Annotated in this window: 17 protein-coding genes; 12 read left to right on the forward strand and 5 right to left on the reverse strand. The window is 65.6% G+C overall.

Features of this window, described 5'->3' with window-relative positions; all coding sequences use genetic code 11:
* Nucleotides 1–86 precede the first annotated feature (86 nt).
* The 3 genes from ACQ5SA_RS01735 (at nucleotide 87) to ACQ5SA_RS01745 (ending at nucleotide 2,948) form a co-directional block, all read left to right on the forward strand.
* Nucleotides 87–803 carry a response regulator gene (locus ACQ5SA_RS01735; RefSeq protein ID WP_353099531.1) on the forward strand — a complete coding sequence of 239 codons (717 nt, stop codon included), beginning with the start codon at nucleotides 87–89 and terminating at the stop codon, nucleotides 801–803.
* Nucleotides 804–806: 3 nt separating this feature from the next.
* On the forward strand, nucleotides 807–1,883 hold the full coding sequence (locus ACQ5SA_RS01740) for an ATP-binding protein (protein WP_499312247.1): 1,077 nt from the start codon (nucleotides 807–809) through the stop codon (nucleotides 1,881–1,883).
* Between the two features lie 132 nt (nucleotides 1,884–2,015).
* Nucleotides 2,016–2,948 carry an ABC transporter six-transmembrane domain-containing protein gene (locus ACQ5SA_RS01745; protein WP_499312249.1) on the forward strand — a complete coding sequence of 311 codons (933 nt, stop codon included), beginning with the start codon at nucleotides 2,016–2,018 and terminating at the stop codon, nucleotides 2,946–2,948.
* Here ACQ5SA_RS01745 and ACQ5SA_RS01750 read toward each other — a convergent pair.
* Both ACQ5SA_RS01750 and ACQ5SA_RS01755 read right to left on the reverse strand, forming a co-directional pair.
* The gene (locus ACQ5SA_RS01750) at nucleotides 2,899–3,846 is read right to left on the reverse strand and encodes a methylenetetrahydrofolate reductase (protein ID WP_499312250.1); all 948 of its coding nucleotides are present in this window, start codon (nucleotides 3,844–3,846) and stop codon (nucleotides 2,899–2,901) included. The genes ACQ5SA_RS01745 and ACQ5SA_RS01750 overlap by 50 nt on opposite strands.
* Nucleotides 3,846–4,760 carry a LysR family transcriptional regulator gene (locus ACQ5SA_RS01755; protein ID WP_499312252.1) on the reverse strand — a complete coding sequence of 305 codons (915 nt, stop codon included), beginning with the start codon at nucleotides 4,758–4,760 and terminating at the stop codon, nucleotides 3,846–3,848. The genes ACQ5SA_RS01750 and ACQ5SA_RS01755 overlap by 1 nt, the downstream gene beginning before the upstream one ends.
* Before the next feature lie 174 nt (nucleotides 4,761–4,934).
* Here ACQ5SA_RS01755 and msuE point away from each other — a divergent pair, with 174 nt between their 5' ends.
* Genes msuE through ACQ5SA_RS01770 form a run of 3 tightly spaced genes read left to right on the forward strand, consistent with a single transcriptional unit; the run spans nucleotide 4,935 to nucleotide 7,631 of the window.
* Nucleotides 4,935–5,516 carry an FMN reductase gene (msuE, locus tag ACQ5SA_RS01760; RefSeq protein ID WP_499312254.1) on the forward strand — a complete coding sequence of 194 codons (582 nt, stop codon included), beginning with the start codon at nucleotides 4,935–4,937 and terminating at the stop codon, nucleotides 5,514–5,516.
* Between the two features lie 57 nt (nucleotides 5,517–5,573).
* Complete coding sequence (locus tag ACQ5SA_RS01765) at nucleotides 5,574–6,551, forward strand: DUF1852 domain-containing protein (RefSeq protein WP_499312255.1); 978 nt, start codon at nucleotides 5,574–5,576, stop codon at nucleotides 6,549–6,551.
* Nucleotides 6,552–6,590: 39 nt separating this feature from the next.
* Entirely contained in the window at nucleotides 6,591–7,631 is a 1,041-nt protein-coding gene (locus ACQ5SA_RS01770) for a methionine synthase (RefSeq protein WP_499312257.1), read from the forward strand.
* Between the two features lie 80 nt (nucleotides 7,632–7,711).
* Here the strand turns inward: ACQ5SA_RS01770 and ACQ5SA_RS01775 are convergent, their stop codons facing one another.
* Nucleotides 7,712–8,716 carry an extracellular catalytic domain type 1 short-chain-length polyhydroxyalkanoate depolymerase gene (locus tag ACQ5SA_RS01775; protein ID WP_499312259.1) on the reverse strand — a complete coding sequence of 335 codons (1,005 nt, stop codon included), beginning with the start codon at nucleotides 8,714–8,716 and terminating at the stop codon, nucleotides 7,712–7,714.
* A gap of 87 nt (nucleotides 8,717–8,803) precedes the next feature.
* Complete coding sequence (locus ACQ5SA_RS01780; protein WP_499312261.1) at nucleotides 8,804–10,207, reverse strand: GntP family permease; 1,404 nt, start codon at nucleotides 10,205–10,207, stop codon at nucleotides 8,804–8,806.
* A 146-nt stretch (nucleotides 10,208–10,353) separates the two neighbouring features.
* Here ACQ5SA_RS01780 and ACQ5SA_RS01785 point away from each other — a divergent pair, with 146 nt between their 5' ends.
* From ACQ5SA_RS01785 to ACQ5SA_RS01800, 4 genes are read left to right on the forward strand one after another with little or no spacing between them, the layout of a single operon-like run.
* Complete coding sequence (locus tag ACQ5SA_RS01785; RefSeq protein ID WP_499312263.1) at nucleotides 10,354–12,552, forward strand: TonB-dependent receptor; 2,199 nt, start codon at nucleotides 10,354–10,356, stop codon at nucleotides 12,550–12,552.
* Between the two features lie 11 nt (nucleotides 12,553–12,563).
* Nucleotides 12,564–13,442, forward strand: coding sequence for an alpha/beta fold hydrolase (locus ACQ5SA_RS01790; protein ID WP_353102063.1), 879 nt, complete (start codon nucleotides 12,564–12,566; stop codon nucleotides 13,440–13,442).
* A complete protein-coding gene (locus ACQ5SA_RS01795) occupies nucleotides 13,439–13,924 on the forward strand; it encodes a MaoC family dehydratase (RefSeq protein WP_499312266.1) in 486 nt (161 codons plus the stop codon). The genes ACQ5SA_RS01790 and ACQ5SA_RS01795 overlap by 4 nt, the downstream gene beginning before the upstream one ends.
* A gap of 46 nt (nucleotides 13,925–13,970) precedes the next feature.
* A complete protein-coding gene (locus tag ACQ5SA_RS01800) occupies nucleotides 13,971–17,303 on the forward strand; it encodes a hybrid sensor histidine kinase/response regulator (RefSeq protein WP_499312269.1) in 3,333 nt (1,110 codons plus the stop codon).
* Between the two features lie 7 nt (nucleotides 17,304–17,310).
* Here the strand turns inward: ACQ5SA_RS01800 and ACQ5SA_RS01805 are convergent, their stop codons facing one another.
* Nucleotides 17,311–17,985 carry a response regulator transcription factor gene (locus ACQ5SA_RS01805; RefSeq protein ID WP_499312271.1) on the reverse strand — a complete coding sequence of 225 codons (675 nt, stop codon included), beginning with the start codon at nucleotides 17,983–17,985 and terminating at the stop codon, nucleotides 17,311–17,313.
* Nucleotides 17,986–18,073: 88 nt separating this feature from the next.
* Between ACQ5SA_RS01805 and ACQ5SA_RS01810 the strand changes: the two genes are divergently transcribed.
* On the forward strand, nucleotides 18,074–19,927 hold the full coding sequence (locus tag ACQ5SA_RS01810; protein WP_499312273.1) for a 3-hydroxybutyrate oligomer hydrolase family protein: 1,854 nt from the start codon (nucleotides 18,074–18,076) through the stop codon (nucleotides 19,925–19,927).
* 26 nt (nucleotides 19,928–19,953) lie between these two features.
* Nucleotides 19,954–21,615, forward strand: coding sequence for a fatty acid--CoA ligase (locus ACQ5SA_RS01815; RefSeq protein WP_499312277.1), 1,662 nt, complete (start codon nucleotides 19,954–19,956; stop codon nucleotides 21,613–21,615).
* Nucleotides 21,616–21,659: the final 44 nt, after the last annotated feature.

Here is a 21,659-nt window from a genome sequence, read left to right on the forward strand (position 1 = left end):
CGGTCCACACAATCTCGACACAATCTCGACCGTGCCTCCATCAATCGGCGCTAGCCTCGCTGGGGTCGTCAGCCCCCTGCCCTGCAATGAAGCGCGATATCCGCACCCATCAGATGCCGTTGATCCTGATTGCCGAAGATGAAGGCGAGATCGCCGACATCCTCGGTGCTTATCTGGCGCGTTCCGGCATGCGCAGTTCGCGGGCCATCGACGGCGAGGCCGCGCTGGCCAGCCACCGCCAGCTGCGCCCGGACCTGGTGCTGCTGGATGTGCAGATGCCGAAGCTGGATGGCTGGCAGGTGCTGAGCGAACTGCGCCGGCGCGGCGACACCCCGGTCATCATGCTCACCGCGCTCGACCAGGACCTGGACAAACTGACCGGCCTGCGCGTAGGCGCCGATGACTATGTGGCCAAACCGTTCAACCCGGCCGAGATCGTCGCGCGTATCCAGGCGGTGCTGCGGCGTAGTGCCACTACTGCGTCAGAGGCGACCGACGGTGTGATCCGCCAGGGGCCCTTCGAAATCGACCTGCGCAGCCACGACGTGACAGTCCATATCGAAGGCCACGGACATGCGGTGACCGTCACCCTCACCGAGTTCCGCCTGCTGGTGCACATGGCCCGCGCGCCGCGCCAGGTACATGCACGCGCCGATCTGCTGCACGCCTGCCTGCCTGAGGGCGATGCCCAGGAACGCACCGTGGACAGCCACGTAAGCAAGCTGCGCCGCAAGCTGGAGGACGCAGGAGTGACCGGTATTCCTGCCACCATCCGCGGTGTTGGCTACCGCTTGCTGGGCTGACGGATGACTACCAAAGGCAAGAGCATAGGTCGCCAGATCACGCTTTCGATCGTGGTGGCATCGCTGTGTTCGACGGTGCTGTCGATCGCCGGCTTCTATCTGTTCTATTACCTGATGGAAGTCTTCTACCCGCGCTGGTACGACACCCCGCAGACGATGCTGCCGTCGGGGCTGGAGTGGCTGTGGATCGGCCTGACCGCCATGGTGGTCATCATATTGGCGTCGCTGATCGCTTCGCGCCTGACCTGGCGCATCATCACCCCCTTGAACTCGGTGGCCGAAAGCCTGCGCCGGGTGGCCACCGGCGATCTGGATGCGCGTGCGCGCGGCGATCATACCTCGATGACCGAAGCGGCCACGCTGGTCAGCGACTTCAACTCCATGGCCGAGCGCCTGAGCCGGATGTCGCAGAACCGGGTGTTCTGGAACGCGGCCATCGCGCACGAACTGCGCACGCCGATGACCATTCTGCGCGGTCGTCTGCAGGGCATCGCCGATGGTGTGTTCGAGCCACGGCTGGAGCAGTTCACCAGCATGTTGACCCAGCTGGAAGGCCTGACCCGCATCATCGAAGACCTGCGGGTGGTGAGCCTGGCCGAAAGTGGTCATCTGGACCTGCGCCTGCAGCGCAGCGACGTCAGCGTGCAGGTGGCTGCGGTAGTGGAAGCGATGTCCGATGCCTTGGCCGAGAGTGGCTTTTCAGTGACGCTGGAGGCGCGCGCCGCGCTGGCGGACTGCGATCCGGCCCGCATCCGCCAAGCCGTACTGGCCTTGCTGGAAAACGCGCGCCGCCACGCTACGCCTTGCCCGCTGCGGGTGTATGTGAAGCTGGCCGAGGGTCACTGCGCCGTGACCGTGGACGACGGCGGGCCCGGCGTGCCGGATGAACTGCGCGACAGCATCTTCGATGCCTTCCAGCGCACCGATGTGTCACGGTCGCGGCAGAGTGGCGGCTCCGGGCTCGGCCTGGCCGTGGTGCGTGCGATCGCCGTGGCCCATCACGGAACGGCACAGTGCCGTCCGAGCGGACGGGGCGGCACAGTATTCGAGATCCGCTGGCCGGTGCACGCCCGTCGCTGAACGCCGCCGGCATCTCCACGCGATCTCCATCGTTCCTCCATGCCCACTCCAAGGGGCTGCAGATACTGGCAACCACCAGGGAGATGCCAGGCATCCGCCCCTGCCCTGCCCCCGAACCGCCCAGGCGTTCCCATGAAACACCCGCACGATCCGGCCACCGCGGCCGGCAGCATCGGCCAACAGAATGCGGCCGCTACATTGAAGGTCATTCTGCGCACCTATCCCTGGCAGCTCACCGGCACCTTCTCGCTGGTGGCGCTGGAGAATTCGCTGCTGCTGGCGTATCCACTGTTCGCAGGCTTCGCGGTGGATGCGATCATCCGTGGCAACGTCGGCCATGCCATTTCCTACGCGGGCGTGGTGCTGCTGTTCTGGCTGGTGGGCGCCGCCCGCCGTGCTGTCGATACCCGCACCTTCACCCGCATCTATGCCGATCTGGCGGTGAATGTGGTGCAGGCACAGCGGCGTCTCGGCCAGGCCACGTCCACCTCGGCGGCGCGCGTGGTACTGGCCCGCGAGTTCGTCGACTTCTTCGAGAAGCACGTGCCGATCATCGCTACGGCGCTGGTCTCCATGTTCGGCGCGGCGGCGATGCTGTTGGCGATCGAACCCTTGGTTGGCGCGGCCAGTCTCATTGCCCTGCTCGGTGCGCTGTTGTTGCTGCCCTCGTTCGCTCGCCGCAACGAGCAGTTGCATGGCCGCCTGAACAATCGGCTGGAGCATGAAATCCGGCTGGTCGACCGGGTCAGTCCATCGGTGCTGCGCCGTCACTACGCCACGCTGTCGCGGCTGCGCATCCTGCTGTCAGATCGCGAAGCCAGTGCCTTCGTGGTGGTCGGCGCGGCGGCCGCGGTGCTGTTCGCCTTGACCATTGGCCGCCTGGCCACAACCGATGGTGTGACCCCGGGTCACGTCTATGCGGTGATGACCTACCTGTGGACCTTTGTCGGCAGCCTCGACGATGCACCGTCGATGGTTGACCAGCTCGCCCGCCTGAAGGACATCGGCCGCCGGGTCAGCCCGGGGATGGACGATGCGGAGAGCGACGTCCGTCCTGGGTCATGAGCTCATCCGCATGCCTCCGGTAGTGCTCCACCCAGTCCATGGACTGTGCGATACCGCCGAAGGGAAACAGATGCGGGCTGACCTGCCCATGGGCTTCGGTCAACCCGTCCACCAGGCGATCCACGAACACATCCGGCCCAGCACTACCCAGCAGGCGGCCGATGGAGATGCCGTACCGCGACAGCATCGAGGTGCTTGCAGCTACGCCGCACATTGCCGCATAGCGTACAAGTCGCGCGATGCTGGCGGGCCCGGGAGCACCGACCAGCACCGGATGGCTGATGCCACGTGCGCGCAGTTCATTCAACCAGGTCAGAACGATATCGGCATCGAATGCGAACTGGGTGATGACCGACGGTGCCATGCCTCGTGCTTCAATGCGCTGGCACTTGCGTTCAAGCACGCGCCACCGATCGACGCTGCTCATCACCGGATGGCCTTGCGGATGCCCGCCCACAGCCACAACCTTGATGCCGGCGCGCTCGAGTACGCCGCTCTCGATGATCGATGCACTATCGGCGAACGGCCCGGCAGGTGTGGAGAGATCCCCCGCGATCACCAGACAGCGCTCGACGCCGGCGTCGATCACGGCACGGTCGATGAAGCGCTCAAGCGCTGCCCGCGAGCCGATGCGGCGTGCCGAAAGGTGTGGCATCGGCTCGAACCCCAGCTCGCGCACCGTGCGTGCTGCAGCCAGCCGGGCGGTGTCGTCCTCGCTTGGCAGGTAGGGAATGGAGACCGTCGTGCCCTGTGCCATGCGCGCGGCCTCGGCGTGCAGCGCAGGCATGGCCTTGGCGCTCACCTCCAACGAAACGGCGCTGACGAAGGCCTGCGCCCGCTGCGCGCGGTCAACAGGCCCTTTCGACGGCTGCCCCAAGCGATCAATGCCAGCCGACATCAGCCGGCTCCACGCAGGATGCCGGCGCTGGTGGAGCTGTGCCGTGCCAGCTCGACAAACGCCTGCAGGTAATCGATGCCGGTATCCGCCTCGCGCGCGCCCAGATAGATCTGCTTGGGAATGCCTTTCGCACCCAGCCGCACCGGCACCACGTCCATGCGGGCGGCATACTCCTCCACCAGCCAGCGCGGCATCGCGGCCACGCCGCGACCGCTCGCCACCATCTGCATCATGATGTCGGTGGTTTCGATGGTCTTGTGGCGCCGCGGCGTGACACCGGCCGGCAGCAGGAACTGGTTGTAGATGTCCAAGCGCTCGAATGGCACCGGGTAGCTGATCAGGATTTCCTGGGACAGCTGGCGCGGCTTCACGTAGTCCGCCTTTGCCAGGGCGTGGCCTTTGGCCACGACCAGCACCTGCTCATAATCGAAGACGGGAACGAACTTCAGGCCCGGCTTCAGCAGCGGGTCGGGGGTAACCAGCAGGTCGATTTCATAGCCGAACAGCGCGCCGATGCCGCCGAACTGGAACTTTTGTTTGACGTCCACATCCACGTCGGGCCAGGTGGCCAGATAGGGCGAGACGATCTTCAGCAGCCACTGATAGCAGGGATGGCATTCCATGCCGATGCGCAGCGCGCCGCGCTCGCCCTGCGCGAACTGGCCAAGCCGCTCTTCGGCCAGGTCCAGCTGCGGCAGCACCCGGTTGGCCACCGCCAGCAGGTACTGGCCCGCCTGGGTCAGACGCAGGCTGCGGCCTTCGCGCAGCCAGACGTTGGTGCCCAGCTGCTGCTCCAGCTTCTTCATGCTGTGGCTCAGGGCTGACTGGGTCAGGTTGAGCACGCCTGCGGCAGCGGTCAGTGAGCCTTGCTGTTCGACCTGCTGCACGATGCTGAGATGGATCCGCTCCAACATGACGATGAATCTCACTCATGGATTGGTGAAGTAATACCATTTTACGTCATGGGAAGGGCTGGCTAGCATCGGCTCATGCCTTTGGATGCCTCCAGCCCGGTCACCCCGCCGGCCTGCAGGACTGCGCCCTTGCAGATCACCCGAAGGTGCCCCTCCCCTGCTGAAAGCGAAGAGATGACCCGCCCCCTCCGTATCGTCGCCGTTTCCGGCGGGCTGCAGCGCCCCTCACGAGCCGCGACCCTGGCCGAGCACCTGCTGGACCTGATCGGCGAAGGCATTCCCTGCGACCCGCACCTGATTGAACTGGGTGAGCTGGCGCCGCAGTTGGCTGGTGCGCTGCGGCGCTCGCAGTTGCCCGAGACCGTGGAGCGGCAGTTGGCCGCTGTCGAGCAGGCCGATGTTCTGGTGGTGGCCACGCCGGTCTACCGCGGTTCGTACACCGGCCTGTTCAAGCACTTCTTCGATTTCATCGACCAGGACGCGCTGGTCGATACCCCTATCCTGCTCGCCGCCACCGGCGGCAGCGAGCGCCACGCGCTGATGATCGACCACCAGCTGCGGCCGCTCTTCAGCTTCTTCCAGGCCCGCACCCTGCCCTTGGGCGTCTACGCGACCGACCGCGATTTCGCCGACGGCCGCGTACACGACGAAGCGCTGATCCAGCGGGCGCGCCTGGCGGTACAGCGGGCCATGCCGTTGCTTGCCCTCTCCCATCGCGCAGCACCTGTTTCCCTTGTGGCCGCTGCCGCTCTCTGAATGCCGAATGCCATCGACCTGCATTCGGGTGTCACCCCGCAAACCGGAACGCCGCCCATGACGACCAACAATTTCACCTTCAGCATCACCCGTATTCCTTTCAACGAGGATTACCAGCCTGCTGATGGCACGCGCATCACCACCAACTTCGCCAACCTGGCCCGCGGCGAATCGCGCCAGGAAAACCTGCGCAACACGCTCGGCATGATCAACAACCGCTTCAACGACCTCGCGCACTGGGACAACCCGAGCGCGGACCGCTATGTGGTCGAGCTGGACATCATCTCCGTGGAAATGCACATCGATGGCAGCAACGGCAGCGATACGTTCCCGTTGATCGAGGTGCTGCGGCCGACCATCGTCGACACCCTCACCGGTACGCGCACCGAAGGCATTGTCGGCAACAACTTCTCGTCGTATGTGCGCGACTACGATTTCAGCGTGGTACTGCCCGCCAGCAACGAGGGCAAGGCCACCTTCGGCATTCCCGACGGCTTTGGCGATCTGCACGGCAAGCTGTTCCAGCACTTCCTGGAGTCGGAGGCCTACCGTGCGAACTTCAGCAAGGCGCCGGTCATCTGCATCAGCGTTTCCAGCAGCAAGACCTACCACCGCACCGAGAACCACCATCCCATCCTCGGCGTGGAGTACCGGCAAGGCGAGTTCTCCCCCACCGACCAGTACTTCGACAAGATGGGGCTGAAGGTGCGCTACTTCATGCCGCCGGGCAGCGTCGCGCCGCTGGCGATCTACTTCCAGGGCGACCTGCTGGGTGATTACTCGAACCTGGAACTGATCGGCACCATCAGCACGATGGAGGCCTTCCAGAAGATCTACCGCCCCGAGATCTACAACGCCAATTCCGTGGCCGGCAAGGTCTACCAGCCCAGCCTGAAGCATCAGGACTACTCCTCCACCCGCATCGTCTACGACCGCGAGGAGCGCAGCCAGCTCGCGGTCAAGCAGGGCAAGTTCACTGAAGAGCACTTCATCAAGCCGCACCGCGCTGCGCTTGAGCAGTGGGCCGCCCGCTGATCCATCGATTTTCCATTCGCCCCCAGGACACAAGACGCAATGTCGACGAAGAAACTGCTCCCCACCTCCACCGCCGGCAGCCTGCCCAAGCCCTCTTGGCTGGCGGAGCCCGAGAAGCTCTGGTCGCCCTGGAAGCTGCAGGATGAAGCGCTGAATGAAGGCAAGCAGGACGCCCTGCGCCTGTCCCTGCAGGAACAGCAGCACGCCGGCATCGACATTGTCAGTGACGGCGAACAGACGCGGCAGCATTTCGTCACCACCTTCATCGAACACCTCAACGGCGTCGATTTCGAGAAGCGTGAAACCGTCCGTATCCGCGATCGCTACGACGCCAGCGTGCCCACCGTGGTGAGCGCTGTCAGCCGCCCGAAGCCGGTGTTTGTGGAAGACGCGAAGTTCCTGCGCAGACAGACCACGCAGCCGATCAAATGGGCACTGCCGGGCCCGATGACCATGATCGACACCCTCTATGACGCGCACTACAAGAGCCGCGAGAAGCTCGCATGGGAGTTTGCGAAGATCCTCAATGAGGAAGCGAAGGAACTGGAGGCCGCCGGCGTGGATATCATCCAGTTCGATGAGCCGGCATTCAACGTGTTCTTCGACGAAGTGAACGACTGGGGTGTAGCCGCCCTGGAGCGCGCGGTCGAAGGGCTGAAATGCGAAACCGCGGTGCACATCTGCTATGGCTATGGCATCAAGGCCAACACCGACTGGAAGCAGACGCTGGGTTCGGAATGGCGGCAGTATGAGGAATCATTCCCGAAGCTGCAGACGTCCAGCATCGACATCATCTCGCTGGAGTGCCACAACTCGCACGTGCCGATTGACCTGATCGAACTGGTGCGTGGCAAGAAGGTGATGGTGGGCGCCATTGATGTGGCTTCCAGCACGGTGGAGACGCCGGAAGACGTGGCCAACACCCTGCGCAAGGCGCTGAAGTTCGTGGATGCCGACAAGCTCTACCCCAGCACCAACTGCGGCATGGCGCCGCTGTCGCGTGATGTGGCAAGAGGCAAACTGCGCGCGCTCAGCGCGGGCGCACAGATCATCCGCGAGGAGCTTCTGGCACAGCGCTGAGCGGGACGAGGCCGCGCGCCAGTGCGGGAGCCCTCCACTCCCGCACTGGCGCCGCCTCCCCTACCCTTGCGCCCCGATATTCAGCGCTGCTGATCCTTCAGGAACAGCCACGTGATCAGCGTGGCATCCGGCCCCTTGGGATCGGTGAACGGCAACCCGGACTGGCTGCCGCTCCAGGCATGACCCATGCCCTGCACCACGTAATGCTGGACCAGCGTCCTGCCACCGTAGGTGTAGGTGTCGACCGTATAGGCACGCCCACCCGGCACCTGTCCGTGGAAAGTGTTGGTCGGCACATACTTCACCGAGTCGTTGTCCAGGCCATCGTCGGCCAGGTCATTGGTTTGCAGGAACTGGCGCACGGCCTGCTGTCCATTCACCGGGTTCACGGTGGCGTCGGCGGTGCCATGGAACACCAGCACCGGGATCGGTCGCGGTGACGGCGAACCCGAGCACTGCCAGGCCAGCCGCCCGTTGCTGTCCGGTGAGTAGATGCTGCCGGCCAACAGCGCGTAGGCGCTGCCGGAGATCGTGGTCGCGCCCTTGTACATGCCGCCGGAATGGATCGCGCCCGCAGCGAACACATCCGAATAGCAGGCCAGCATGATCGAGGTCATCGCCCCGCCAGCGGAAATACCGGTGACGTAGACCCGATGCGGATCAACGCTGTAGCCCGCCTTCACCTTATCCACGATGCCGGCCAGGATCGAGGCCTCGCCGCTGTCGCGCGCCTGGTTGATCGGCAACTGCCAGTTCCAGCAGCGTGCCGGATTGGAGGTCACGTTCTGCCGCGGGTAGACCACGATGAAGCCTTCGGTATCCGCCACCTCATTGAAGCCGGAGGCCTCGCCCATCAGGTTCGGCCCGGTCACGCAGCCGTGCAGCACCAGCAACAGGGGCAGCGGCTGCGTTTCGTCGTAGCCGGCGGGTACCCATACCTGGTACTCGCGGGCGCCGAACAAATTGCCGTACAGGCCAACATCCCAATGCCCGGCGGGACCTGCTGCGAATGCGGCACCCGTCGTGGCCAGCCAGGTGCACAGCAGCAGCGTCAGCGCCTTGATTGAATCGATTCCAGATTTCATGACCAGATCCTCATGCATGAGTCGTGGATGAAGTGGTACCGGAAATCCTCGTGGACCGACCTTCCAGAGGGTGCTGCGACGCCGCTGTCAAACCCAGCCGGTGGCGTAATAGATGCCGATCACCACGAACACCGCGAGGGTCTTGATGATGGTTACTGCGAAAATGTCCTTGTAGGCCTGGCGATGGGTCAGCCCGGTCACCATCAGCAGGGTGATGACGGCACCGTTGTGCGGCAGGCTGTCCATGCCACCGGAGGCCATCGCGGCAACGCGATGCAGCACCTCCATCGGAATACCGGCGGCCTGTGCATTGGCGATGAAGGTCTCCGACATTGCCGCGAGGGCGATGCTCATGCCGCCCGATGCCGAGCCGGTGACGCCGGCCAGGCCGGTTACGGTCACCGCTTCGTGCAGCAACGGATCCTTGATGGAGCCCAGCGCGTTGGCCACCACCATGAAACCCGGCAACGCGGCGATGACCGCGCCGAAGCCATATTCCGAGGCGGTGTTCATGGCTGCCAGCACTGCACCACCGATCGCCGCCTTGGTGCCGTCGGCAAACTGGGCGACCACCGGGCGCCAGGCCAGCGCCAGCACCGACAGGATGCCCACCAGCAGCGCACCCAGCACCGCCCAGATTGCAGTGATCTTCGCCACGTTCTGCACCACCGGCGCGGCGCTGCCCATGATCGACGGTACGAAGCTGTGCTCGGCGCCGTACCAGTGCGGCATGCCCAGGGTAAACAGCTTGTTGGAGACGAACACCAGCACCAGCGGCAGCACGGCAATGCCCGCATGTGCCAGATGAGTGCCGGCGAACGGCGTGGGCTCGTTCACCAGGGTGGCCGGATCGCCGTAGCCTTCGCCATTGCGTAGCGCAACGCGACGGCGCCACTCGAGGTAGGCCATGCCAACCGCCAACACGAACATGCCGCCAAGCGTTCCCAGCACGGGTGCCGCCCAGGTATCGGTGCCGAAGAACGTGGTTGGAATGATGTTCTGGATCTGTGGCGTCCCCGGCAGCGCGTCCATGGTGAAGCTGAAGCCGCCCACCGCCAGCGTGGCCGGAATCAGGCGCTTGGGGATGTTGCTCTGGCGGAACATCTCGGCGGCGAACGGATACACCGCGAACACCACCACGAACAACGACACGCCGCCATAGGTGAGCAGGCCCGATACCAGCACGATCGACAGCATCGCCCGCTGCGGGCCGAACAACCGGATCGCAGCACCGACGATGGAGCGGGAGAAGCCGGACAGTTCGATCAGCTTGCCGAACACTGCGCCCAGCAGGAACACCGGGAAGTAGAGCTTGAGGAAGCCGACCATCTTGTCCATGAACAAGCCGGTGAACATCGGTGCCACCAGCGAGGGATCGGTCAGCAGCACGGCGCCCAGTGCGGCGATGGGCGCGAACAGGATCACGCTGTAACCGCGGTAGGCCACCAGAATGAGGAAGGCCAGCGCTGCAAGTACGATCAGTAACGACATACGGCGCTTCCAGGTGGGGACGCGCCCAGTATCCGGATCTGGCGACCGCTGCCGACTGGACCTAGGTCCACTCGCCGGTGTGCCACGGCGCCGCTAGCCTAGGCAGCATGGGTGGCAATGGGCCATCTGCCTTGGGGGAGGACCGAATGAAACGGAATTGCTTGAGCCTGATGATCGGCACGCTGTTGGCCACCGGGCCGGTTCTGGCGCAGGAAGCACCGCAGGGCACGCCGGCGGCAGGCCGGACCGCTTCGGCGACCAACCTGGACAGCATCACGGTGACCGCGCGCAAGCGCGAGGAAACCCTGCAGGAGGTGCCGGTTGCCGTCACCGCTTTCACTTCCGAAGCCTTGGACAAGATGAATGTCCAGGACATCAGCGACCTGGATGGACAGGTGCCCAACCTGACCATCTATGCGGCGCGCGGAGCCAGCAGCACGGTCACGGCCTACATCCGCGGCGTCGGCCAGTCCGATCCCACCTGGGGCGCTGACCCGGGCGTGGGCATCTACCTGGACGACGTCTACATCGCCCGCCCGCAGGGTGCCTTGCTGGACGTGTTCGACGTCTCGCGCATCGAGGTGCTGCGCGGCCCGCAGGGTACGCTGTACGGCAAGAACACCATCGGCGGTGCCATCAAATACATCTCGCGCGGCCTGCCCACCCAGACCGAAGGCTTTGCCCAGATCACCGTGGGCAACTACAGCCAGCTCGACGCCAAGGCGGCGATCGGTGGCCCGATCGGCGGCGCCGACAGCGGCCTGCGTGCGCGCGTGGCGGTAGCCAGCATGAATCGTGACGGCTTCGGCGAGAACACCTTCACCGACCAACCGGTGAGTGACAAGCAGATCAATGCTGCACGCTTCAACCTGGGTGCCTATGCGGGCGATGATTTCGACGTGCAGTTCGCCCTGGACTGGATCGATGACCAGTCCGGTATGCGTGGCTCTAAGATGCTGGCGCCCAATCCGTTCGTGCGCGCCTACCCGCCGATGGATGACCGCTACGACATCCGCTCGGGCATGCGCAACCTCAACAGCGTGGAGACCAAGGGTGCCTCGGCCACGGTGAACTGGCGGCCCAGCGAGGACGTTGCACTGAAGTACGTGGTGGCCAAGCGCGAATCGGACAGCGAAGCCAATATCGACTTCGACACCACGCCGGTGAAACTGGCCGACGTGGGTGGCATTTACCACGACGACCAGGTCAGCAACGAGGTGCAGCTGAACTACGATGCCGGCGGACGCGTGCGCGGCGTGGTGGGCGTGTACCAGTTCAGTGGCGAGGCCGGTGGCCAGATCCGCAACAACTTCTTCAACCTGCAGTTTGGTGACACCCGTGGCAAGGTGCTCACCGACAGCATCGCGGTCTATGCCGACTGGACGTTCGACCTGACCAGCCGCCTCAAGCTGGATGTCGGCGCGCGCTACACCGACGAGGACAAGCGCGCGATCGTGCTCAACCGGTTCTACTCGGATGCGACGTTCACCCGCCCGATCGCCATCGCCGCCGATTTCGACAAGAAGACCAACTTCAAGAACGTCTCGCCGAAGGTGTCGCTGGACTACCAGATCACCCCGGACATCATGGTCTATGGCCTGGCCACGCGTGGCTTCAAGTCCGGCGGCTACAACATCCGCGCCAACGCTGTGGCGGTGCCGCGCTCGGCCGAGCCGTTCGATGACGAGACCGTGGACAGCTTCGAGATCGGCAGCAAGATGGCCTTCCTCGACCAGCGCCTGTTCCTGAACCTGTCGGCATTCCACAACAAGTACAAGGACATCCAGCTGTCGGTGTTCACCGGCATCGATACCAATGGCGACGGCGTCGACGATTCCTTCTTCGGCGACTTCACCAATGCCGGCGCCGGCACCATCAACGGCCTGGAAATCGAGTACCAGTACCTGCCCAGCCAGCACTGGCTGATCTCCGGCAACCTGGCATGGCTGGACGCCAAGTATGACGAGTACATGGATCGTGGCGTCAACGTGGCCAAGCAGATGAAATTCACCAACGCACCGGACTTCTCGGGCGCGTTGAACGTGGAATACCGCACCGACCTGGCCAATGGGAGCAACCTGTCCGCACGGGTGAGCTACAGCTACCAGAGCGAAGTGTGGCCAACCACCGACCTGAGCCCGGTGATCCGCCAGGATGGCTATGGGCTGGTCAATGCCGGCGTGATCTGGAAGCTCGACGATGCTTGGACGTTCTCACTGCAGGGCACCAACCTGGCCGACAAGGAATACCGCACCACCGGCTACAACATCCCGGCGGTCGGCACGCTGATTGGTTTCTATGGGCCGCCGCGCCAATATAGCCTCAGCGTCCGTTACGATTTCTAGGAAGCGTCTGCATGACACCGTCTTACGATGATCTGTACTGGAAGAGTGACGATGGCCTGCGCCTGCATGCGCGCGACCATGCCCCGGGCGCGGGGCAACCGCCCCGTGGCACGGTGGTCTGCATCCCGGGCCTGACCCGCAATGGCGCCGACTTCGATGCCCTTGCACAGTCGCTGACCGCCGTCGGCTGGCGGGTGATCGCCGTTGACCTGCGCGGGCGCGCAGGCTCGGAACGTGCGCTGGACCCGTCCAGCTACAACCCGCGCGCATATGCCGACGACATGGTGGCCCTGCTGCGGTCGCAGAACATCGACAAGGCGGTGTTCGTCGGCACCTCGCTAGGGGTGCTGGTCACCATCACCCTCGCCTCGCGTGCGCCCGGGCTGATCGCCGCTGCGGTGCTGAACGATGCAGGCCCCAAGGTGCCGCGCGAAGCCTTGGCGCGGATCGGCAAGTACGCCGGCAAGCCCGTGCCACCGATGGACCTGGCACAGGCCACGACGTATGTGGAATCCATCGGCAAGGCTGCCTTTCCGCGCTTTACCACCGACGACTGGCGCGCGATGGCGGTACGCACCTTCCGCCAGCGCAGCGATGGCCTGCTGGAACTGGACTACGACCCGGCGGTGATCCGCACCACACGGCCGTGGGTGCTGTGGCTGCTGCGCCCGGTGCTGTGGCGCGCGGTGCGTGGCCTGACCGCGCGCGTGCCGGTGCTGGTGGTCCGCGGGGCGTTGTCGGACATCCTGCCTGCCGATGTTGCGCGGCAGATGGAAGCCACCTCGCCCACTGCCCGCCTCGTTGAAGTGCCGGAGGTGGGCCATGCGCCGATGTTGTCCGAACCCGAGGCGCGTGATGCGATCCTGGCGTTGCTGGAGCGTGTGCGATGACTGCCGACGTTTCAACGGATGAGTTGCCTGCTGCCCTGCAGGCACTGCGGCAATGGGCAGCAAGCGAGCGGCTGAGCGGCAGCACGGGCATCACGCAGTCGCGCATCGATGCCTTTGCCGACGCCACCGGTGACCACAACTGGATCCACACCGACCCGGCCCGCGCACAGACCGGCTTGCCGGGCGGGCAGACCATCGCGCACGGCTTCCTTCTGCTCTCGCTCACTGTCGAGGACGACGTGGCGGCCCTGGCCGGCTTCCCCGGCATCGCCCACGTACTCAACTACGGTTTGAACAAGGTCCGCTTCCTGGCGCCTGTGTCCAGCGGTTCCGAGGTGCGGGTGCGCTCGCAGCTGCTGTCACTGGAGGCACGCAGGCCCGGGCAGTGGCTGCTGGCCCAGCACAAGACGGTGGAAGTGATCCCCACCGGTGAGGTGGCCGTGGTCGCCGAACAGCTGTCGCTGATCGTGCTCGCCGACTAGCGCCGGCCGGCTGCCCGCCCGCCGCGGTTCTCTCTACACTGGAGCGATGTTGACGCCCTCCATCGTCCTGTTCGCCTGCATCGCGTGGACCGTGCTGCTGTTCGGCGTCGCCCTCTGGGGAGAGCGCCAGGGGCATCGGCTGTCGAAGGTCTGGCCGGCCATCTACGCGCTGTCGCTGGGCGTGCACTGCACGGCATGGACCTACTACGGGGCCGCCTCGCAGGGCGTGCAGTGGGGCTTTCCGATTCCGCCGACACTGATCGGCATGGCGCTCATTTTTGCCTTCGGCCTGCCGTTCCTGGTGCGGCTGGGACGACTGGCCAAACAGCACAACAGTGCAACCATCGCCGACCTGGTGGTCGCACGGCTGCGTGCCGACCAAGGGCTGGGCATCACCATCACCCTGGTCGCGCTGTTCGGCATCATTCCCTACATCGCACTGCAGCTCAAAGCAGTCAGCCAGGGCCTTGGTGCCTTGCTCGGCGACCAGTTCGCGCCCGTCGGCTGGCAGCTGGACATGTCGTTCTGGTTCGCTCTGACGATGGCGGCGTTCACCACGTTGTTCGGCGCACGCAAAGCGTCGGCGACCGAACACAACCGCGGCATCGTAGTCGCGCTGGGCGTGGAATCGCTGTTGAAGCTGACCGCGCTGCTGGCCATCGGCCTGTATGCCGCGCTGTCGGTACACAAGGCCGGCACGCCGCTGCTTGAGAAAATGGTGCACCTGCCGCCGCAGGCAGTGGTGCCGGACTACCTGACCATGGTGGCGCTCGGTGCGATGGCCGCGTTTACCCTGCCCCACCAGTTCCACGTGGGCGTGGTCGAACTGCGCCAGTCGTCGGACCTGAAGACGGCGCGCTGGCTGTTCCCGGTGTACCTGCTGTTGATCGGCCTGCCGTCGGTGCCGATGGCACTGGCCGGTGCCGCGCAGTTGCCGTCTTCGGTGTCGCCCGACCTGTATGTACTGGCCCTGCCGCAGGAACGCGGCCACCACCTGCTGGCGCTGCTGGCCTACCTGGGCAGCCTGAGCGCGGCCACCGGCATGATGATCCTGTCCGGGCTGACCCTGTCGATCATGCTCGGCAACCACGGTGTGGGCTCGCGGCTGTTCGCCGGCGTCGATGGCGGCGTCACCACCGCCGATCTGCGACCGCGCGTGCTGGCCTTCCGTCGCGCCGGCATCCTCGCCGTGTTCCTGATGTCGTGGCTGTACAGCCGCGCGATGAGCGGTACCGAAGCGCTCAGCGATTTCGGCCTGATGTCGTTCACCGCCCTCTCGCAGCTGGCCCCGGCAGTGCTGCTGGCGGTGTACCGGCCGCGCACGCCCTCCCTGGCCATCATCGCCGGCATCGTGCTGGGCTCACTGGTCTGGCTGTGGCTGGTGCTGCTGCCGATGGTGATCCCCGCCCCGCCGCCGTCGGCCAGCCCAGACGGGCTGCACTGGCTGGCGATGTTCTCGCTGCGCATGCAGCCGGGCCATATCGCCATCAGCATGGGCGCAAGCCTGGCGGTCAACCTGGTGACCGTGGTGCTGGTGTCGCGTGCGGTGCGCCCATCGATGCCTCGGCAGCGCGACGCGGTCGCCGCCGCATCATTGCGCAAGACGGCCGGTCGCTTCCTCGGCCAGGAACGGGCACGCCAACTGATGGACGGGCATGCCGGGCAGATGCTGGATCACGACCGGGTCACCGCCATCGAACGCGAGCTGACCGCCGTGGTCGGTGCGGGCATGGCGCGGCTGCTGGTGGAGGCGGCCCGCGATGGTGGCGCTGCGCCGCTGGACGCCGTCACCCGCGCGGTCGGTGAGGCCACCCAGGTGCTGCGCTTCAACCAGCGGCTGCTGGAGGCCGCGCTGGAAAACATGAGCCAGGGCATCAGCGTGGTCGATGCGCAGCTGCAGCTGGTGGCCTGGAACAGTCGCTATGCCGCGTTGTTCAAGTTCCCGCCGGAGCTGCTGCAGGTGGGGCAGCCGGTGTCGAACCTGACGGCGTGGGCGCTGGGACAGCTGAAGATCGGTGACACTCCTGGCGACTCGCGCGACAAGGCGCTGCAACGCCGGGTGGTGCACATGCGGCGCGGTACCCCGCATCTGTCCGAGCGGATCTTCCCGGACAACACCATCGTCGAAATCCGCGGCAACCCGATGCCGGGTGGCGGCTACGTGGCCACCTTCACCGATGTCACCGCCTTCCGTCGGGCAGAGGACGCGCTCAAGCGCAGCAACGAAACCCTGGAGCGCCGGGTGCAGGACCGCACCGCCCGGCTGGAGCAGGCCGTGCATGAAGCCGAGCGGGCCAACGTGGCCAAGACACGCTTCCTCACCGCCGTTGGCCACGACCTGATCCAGCCCCTGCATGCGGCGCAGCTGCTCACCGATGCCATGTCGCAACACATCGAATCGGAGTTCCTGGACAGCTTCCTGCGCCAGATTCGTGGTGCGCTGGATTCCACCGACGACCTGCTCTCGGGCCTGCTTGATATTTCACGACTGGAAGCCGGCGGACTGGTGGCCGATCCGCGCCCGTTCGCGCTGTCGACCGTACTGGACCCGCTTGCACAGGAGTTCGCCGTGCTGGCAGCGGCGCGCGGCCTGCAGTTCCGCCATGTGCGGACCCGTGCGTGGGTACACAGCGACCCCTTGCTGCTGCGCCGCGTGCTGCAGAACTTCCTGGCCAATGCCATCCGCTACACCCGCCATGGCGGCGTGCTGCTGGGCGTGCGTCGGCATGGCCAGGCGCTATCGATCGGCGTGCATGACAGCGGCCCCGGCATCGCGCCGGAGCAGCAGGCGGTGGTGTTCGAGGAATTCCATCGTGGTGACCGCAGCAACGGCCAGGGCCTCGGTCTTGGTCTGACCATCGCGAGCCGCATCGCCGACCTGCTGCATGCGCCGCTGCAATTGCACAGCGTGCTCGACCGCGGCTCGACCTTTTCAATCACCGTGGCGCGGGCAGTACCGCCTGCGGCACCGCGCACTGAACCCGCCGCTGGCAACAGCAGCATCAGGGGCATCCGCGTGCTGGTGGTCGACAACGATCCGGAGGCGCTGGAGGCGATGCGACAGATGCTGCTTTCCTGGGGCTGCGATGTCATCGCGGCGCGCGATGTCAATGCGCTGGGTGCTTCAGCACAGGAGGCGGCACTGTGGCTGTTCGACTACCACCTTGATGATGGCGATACGGGCGTCGCACTGTGGAAGCGCCTTGTCGCCGTCCACGGAACGCGGCCGACGGTGATTCTCAGCGCCGACACCGGCAGCGACACCCGCGAGGCAGTGCGCAGCGTGGGCCTGTCGCTGCTGAACAAGCCGTTCAAGCCGCTGGCCCTGCGCTGGGCGATCAACCATCTGCTGGCAACGGCCGCTACGGCAAAGGCCTGACCAGGCGTCAGGCGTCCTGCGTCTCTTCGATCTGCCGCGAGGGATCGGTCAGCCCCATCTCGTGCAGCACACGAATGGCCTGCGCACGATTGCGCACGCCCAGCCGGCCCATTATGCGGGTCATGTGCGCCTTGACCGTGCGCAACTGTACGCCCAGCCGGTCGGCGATCTGCTTGTTGAGCAGCCCTTCGGCCACCAGGCTCAGCACCTTGTACTGATGCGCGGACAGGCTGGACAAGCGTGCGGCAAGATCGGCGTCCTTGCTGAAGGGCGCGACCCGCGCCACCGGCTCGCGCAGCAGCGCCGGAATCCAGCGCTCGCCCTCCAGCACCGTCTGCAGCGCGGACTGCAGGTCGGTCAGCCCTGAACTCTTGGGCAGGTAGCCGGCTGCGCCCAGGTCGATGGCACGACGGATCACGTGCGGCTCTTCATTGGCTGAAACGATGATGATCGCCAGCCCCGGTTGCAGTGCACGGATGGTCGCCAACCCGGCAAGACCGTGGTTGCCAGGCATATGCAGGTCCAACAGCATCAGGTCGATCTGCTGGCTCTCGATCGCTTCAAGCACGCTGTGCAGCGAATCGGCCTCGCTGATCTGCAGGTCCGCCACCGCCTCTTCGGCCGCGCGATGCAGCGCCGCGCGGAACAAGGGGTGGTCGTCGGCGATGAGCAGGGTCGGCATGTCCAGCCGAGGTTAGCAAATCGTCCGCGCCTGGGCACGGGTACCAAGGTACGCTGGCGTGTGCCGCCCGGATTGCTAGGGTGGAGCAATGAACATCCATCGCCCCGTTACGCTGCTGTGCGCCACGCTGCCGCTTCTTGTGGGCAGCATTTCCGCCGCCCAGGCTGCCGCGCCCCGCCCTATCACTGCTGTTCCGGTGTTCGAGCAGTGGCGGCAAACCGTGCATCGCGGCAACGATGAACTGCTGACCGCGGGACTGGATATCGACGCCCTGCGCTCGGCAGCCGCGCCAGCCTTCAGCAACCCGGGCCAGCCCACGGCCGAAGAGGCACGGCGCCGTGCGATCTGGAGCACCTGGCGTGGCATCGCCGACCTGACCCCCGGCGGTGGCTTTGGCGATGTCTACGGCAGCCTGCAGGCGGTACCCGGCCGCGAGTTCTCGGCCTATGCGCGCATTCCTGGCGCACGCCAGCCCCATCGCGTTCTGGTGCAGGTGCCTGACAACTTCGATGCCTCGCGGCGCTGCCTGCTCGTCGCTGCGTCTTCCGGCTCGCGTGGCATCTATGGCGCGATTGCGGTTGCCGGCAGCTGGGGCCTGGCCCACGGCTGCGCCGTCGCCTACACCGACAAGGGCGCCGGCAGTGACTATTACGATCTGGACGCCAAGACGGGCTTCCAGGACGACGGCACGCCCGCAAGCCAAGGTGCGCTGGCCTTTGTTCCTGCGGGTGCGGCAGCCACCCAGGGAATCGCCTTCAAACATGCCCATTCGGGTGACAACCCGGAAGCAGACTGGGGCGGGCATCTGCTGCAGGCGCTGCAGTTCGGCCTGCAGGCCCTGGAGCGCGCCTACCCGGAATCGACGCCATTCACGGCAGCCAACACGCGCACACTGGGTGTGGGCGTATCCAATGGCGGTGGCGCCGTGCTGCGTGCGGCGGAGATCGAAGGCGACTGGTTCGATGCAATGGTGGCCGGCGAACCCAATATCTCGGTGGCAGGCGCACCGCCACTGTACGACTTCGTCACCCAGGCCGCGTTGCTGATGCCCTGCGCGCTGCTGGCAGACGATGATCTGCCGCAACCGCCGATGCGAGCGCAGGCTGTGCCGGTGTGGACCCAGCGATGTGCCACGCTGAAGTCCGCCGGGTTGGTGCAAGGTGATGACACCGCGGCACAGGCACGGTCGGCACGGCAGCAGCTGCACGACACTGGCTTGAGCTCCGATGCACTTCGCGCCGGTGCGTTCTCGACCGGGTTCGATCTGTGGCGCGCCATCGCGGCCACCTATTCGTCGGCCTATGGGCGCTACGGTGCTGGCGAGCATCCCTGCGCGTACAGCTTCTCGGCCGCCGGGGCAGACGGCACACCGGCCGCAGCCGCAGCCGAAATGCGTGCAACCTGGTGGAGCGAGGGCAGCGGCATTCCGCCGGGCAGTGGCGTGATGCTGGTGGATGGCAATGCTGCCGGCGCGGAAGCTGACCCCCTGCGTGGCCTGAACTGCCTGCGTGCACTCGGAAATGGCGATAGCGCCGATGCACGGCGTGTGCGCGCCGGCATCGCCGCGGCCACCGCCCAGGCTCCGCGTCGCGGCCTGCCGATCGTGGTGATCCATGGCATCGACGATGGGCTGGTGCCGATCAGCATGACCAGCGATCGCTACGTGCCATTTGCGCGCAAGGCGGGGGCGCAGATCGCCTATTGGCGGGTGAACCACGCACAGCACTTCGACTCGCTGCTGGGCTTCCCGGATTACCGCAAGCGCTACGTGCCGCTGCTGCCCTACCTGTTCGCGGCACTGGACCAGGTATGGGGTCACCTTGAGGACCCAACGCAGGCACTGCCGAAGGATGCGCTCATCCAGCCGAGCCCTCGCGCGGAAGCGCCCTTGATGCGCGAGCAGCTGTCCATTCCCGCGATCCAGGCCACCCCGAGCCGCTGACACGCCGCCCACCAGGAAGTCCTTACATGTCATTCGCCACCGCTACAGACGCGTCCGCCGCCGAGGCTCATGCCTATCCCCTGCTGATCAAGCAGCTGCTGCTGACGCCGCTGGCCGTGCGTCCGCAGCAGGAGATCGTCTACGGCGACAAGGTGCGCTTCGACTACCGCACCCTGCAGGCGCGTATCGGCCAGTTGGCCGGGCTGCTGACCTCGCTGGGGGTCAAGCGCGGCGATACCGTGGCAGTGATGGACTGGGACAGCAACCGATACCTGGAGAGTTACTTCGCCGTGCCGATGATCGGAGCGGTGCTGATGATGGTGAACATCCGCCTGGCGCCTGAGCAGATTGCCTATACGCTCAATCACAGCGGCGCGCGGGTACTCCTGGCCAACCGCGAGTTCCTGCCGGTGCTGGAAGCCATCGACGAACAGCTGCCGGATCTGCGCACGCGCGTGCTGCTGGACGAAGAGGATGGCCCACTGCCAGCAGGTTTCGTGACCGAGTACGAAGCCGGGCTGCGCGAGGCCACGCCCATCACCCACTTCCCCGACTTCGACGAGAACACCCGCGCCACGACGTTCTATACCACCGGCACCACGGGCCTGCCCAAAGGGGTGTACTTCAGCCATCGGCAACTGGTACTGCACTCACTTGCGGCGATGGCCGCGCTCGGCAGTGCATCCAGTCAAGGGCGCCTGCACCGTGACGATGTCTACATGCCGATCACCCCTATGTTCCATGTCCACGCCTGGGGCATGCCGTACGTGGCCACGCTGCTGGGCATCAAGCAGGTCTACCCCGGACGCTATCTGCCGGGCACGCTGCTGGCGCTGATCGCCCGCGAGAAGGTGACGTTCTCGCACTGTGTGCCGACCATCCTGCATATGCTGCTGGGGCATGCCACTGCGGCCGATACCGACCTGCGCAGCTGGAAAGTGATCATCGGCGGTGCGGCACTGCCGCGGGCACTGGCGCAGCAGGCACTGGCCCGTGGCATCGACATCTTCGGCGGCTACGGCATGTCCGAGACCTGCCCCCTGCTCACCGTCGCGCAGATTGATGCCCACGCCCTGGACGACCCGGATGAGGAGCTGTCACTGCGCACCAAGGCCGGCATTCCGGTGCCATTGGTGGACCTGCGCATCGTGGACGAAGACATGAACGACGTTGCCCACGATGGCATCGCTACCGGCGAAGTGGTGGTACGCACGCCCTGGCTCACCCAGGGCTATCTGCACAACCCGGATGCTTCGGCGGCCTTGTGGGCAGGCGGCTACCTGCATACCGGTGACATCGGCAACATCGATGGCGGCGGCTACCTGCGCGTGGCCGACCGCATCAAGGATGTGATCAAGACCGGCGGCGAATGGATCTCCTCGCTCGCCCTGGAGGACATCATTGCCCTGCATCCCGCGGTCAACGAGGTCGCCGTGATCGGCATCAGCGATGAGAAATGGGGTGAGCGACCGCTGCCGCTGGTGGTCAGGCAGGAAGGCAGTGATGTGACGGAAGCGGAGATCATCGAGCTGGTCGCAGCGCGCAGCCGCTCTGGGGATATCTCCCGCTACGCGATACCCGACCGCGTCAGCTTTGTGGATTCGCTGGAGCGCACCAGTGTGGGCAAGATCAACAAGAAGAGACTGCGCAGCCTGCATGATTCGGGTGGCGCCACCGATGCCCGCTGAGGCCAGCACCTGCAGGGCGAAGACGGTTCTGCGGAAACCCGCAC

The sequence above is a fragment of the Stenotrophomonas indicatrix genome (assembly GCF_050573115.1).
GTDB lineage: Bacteria > Pseudomonadota > Gammaproteobacteria > Xanthomonadales > Xanthomonadaceae > Stenotrophomonas > Stenotrophomonas lactitubi_A.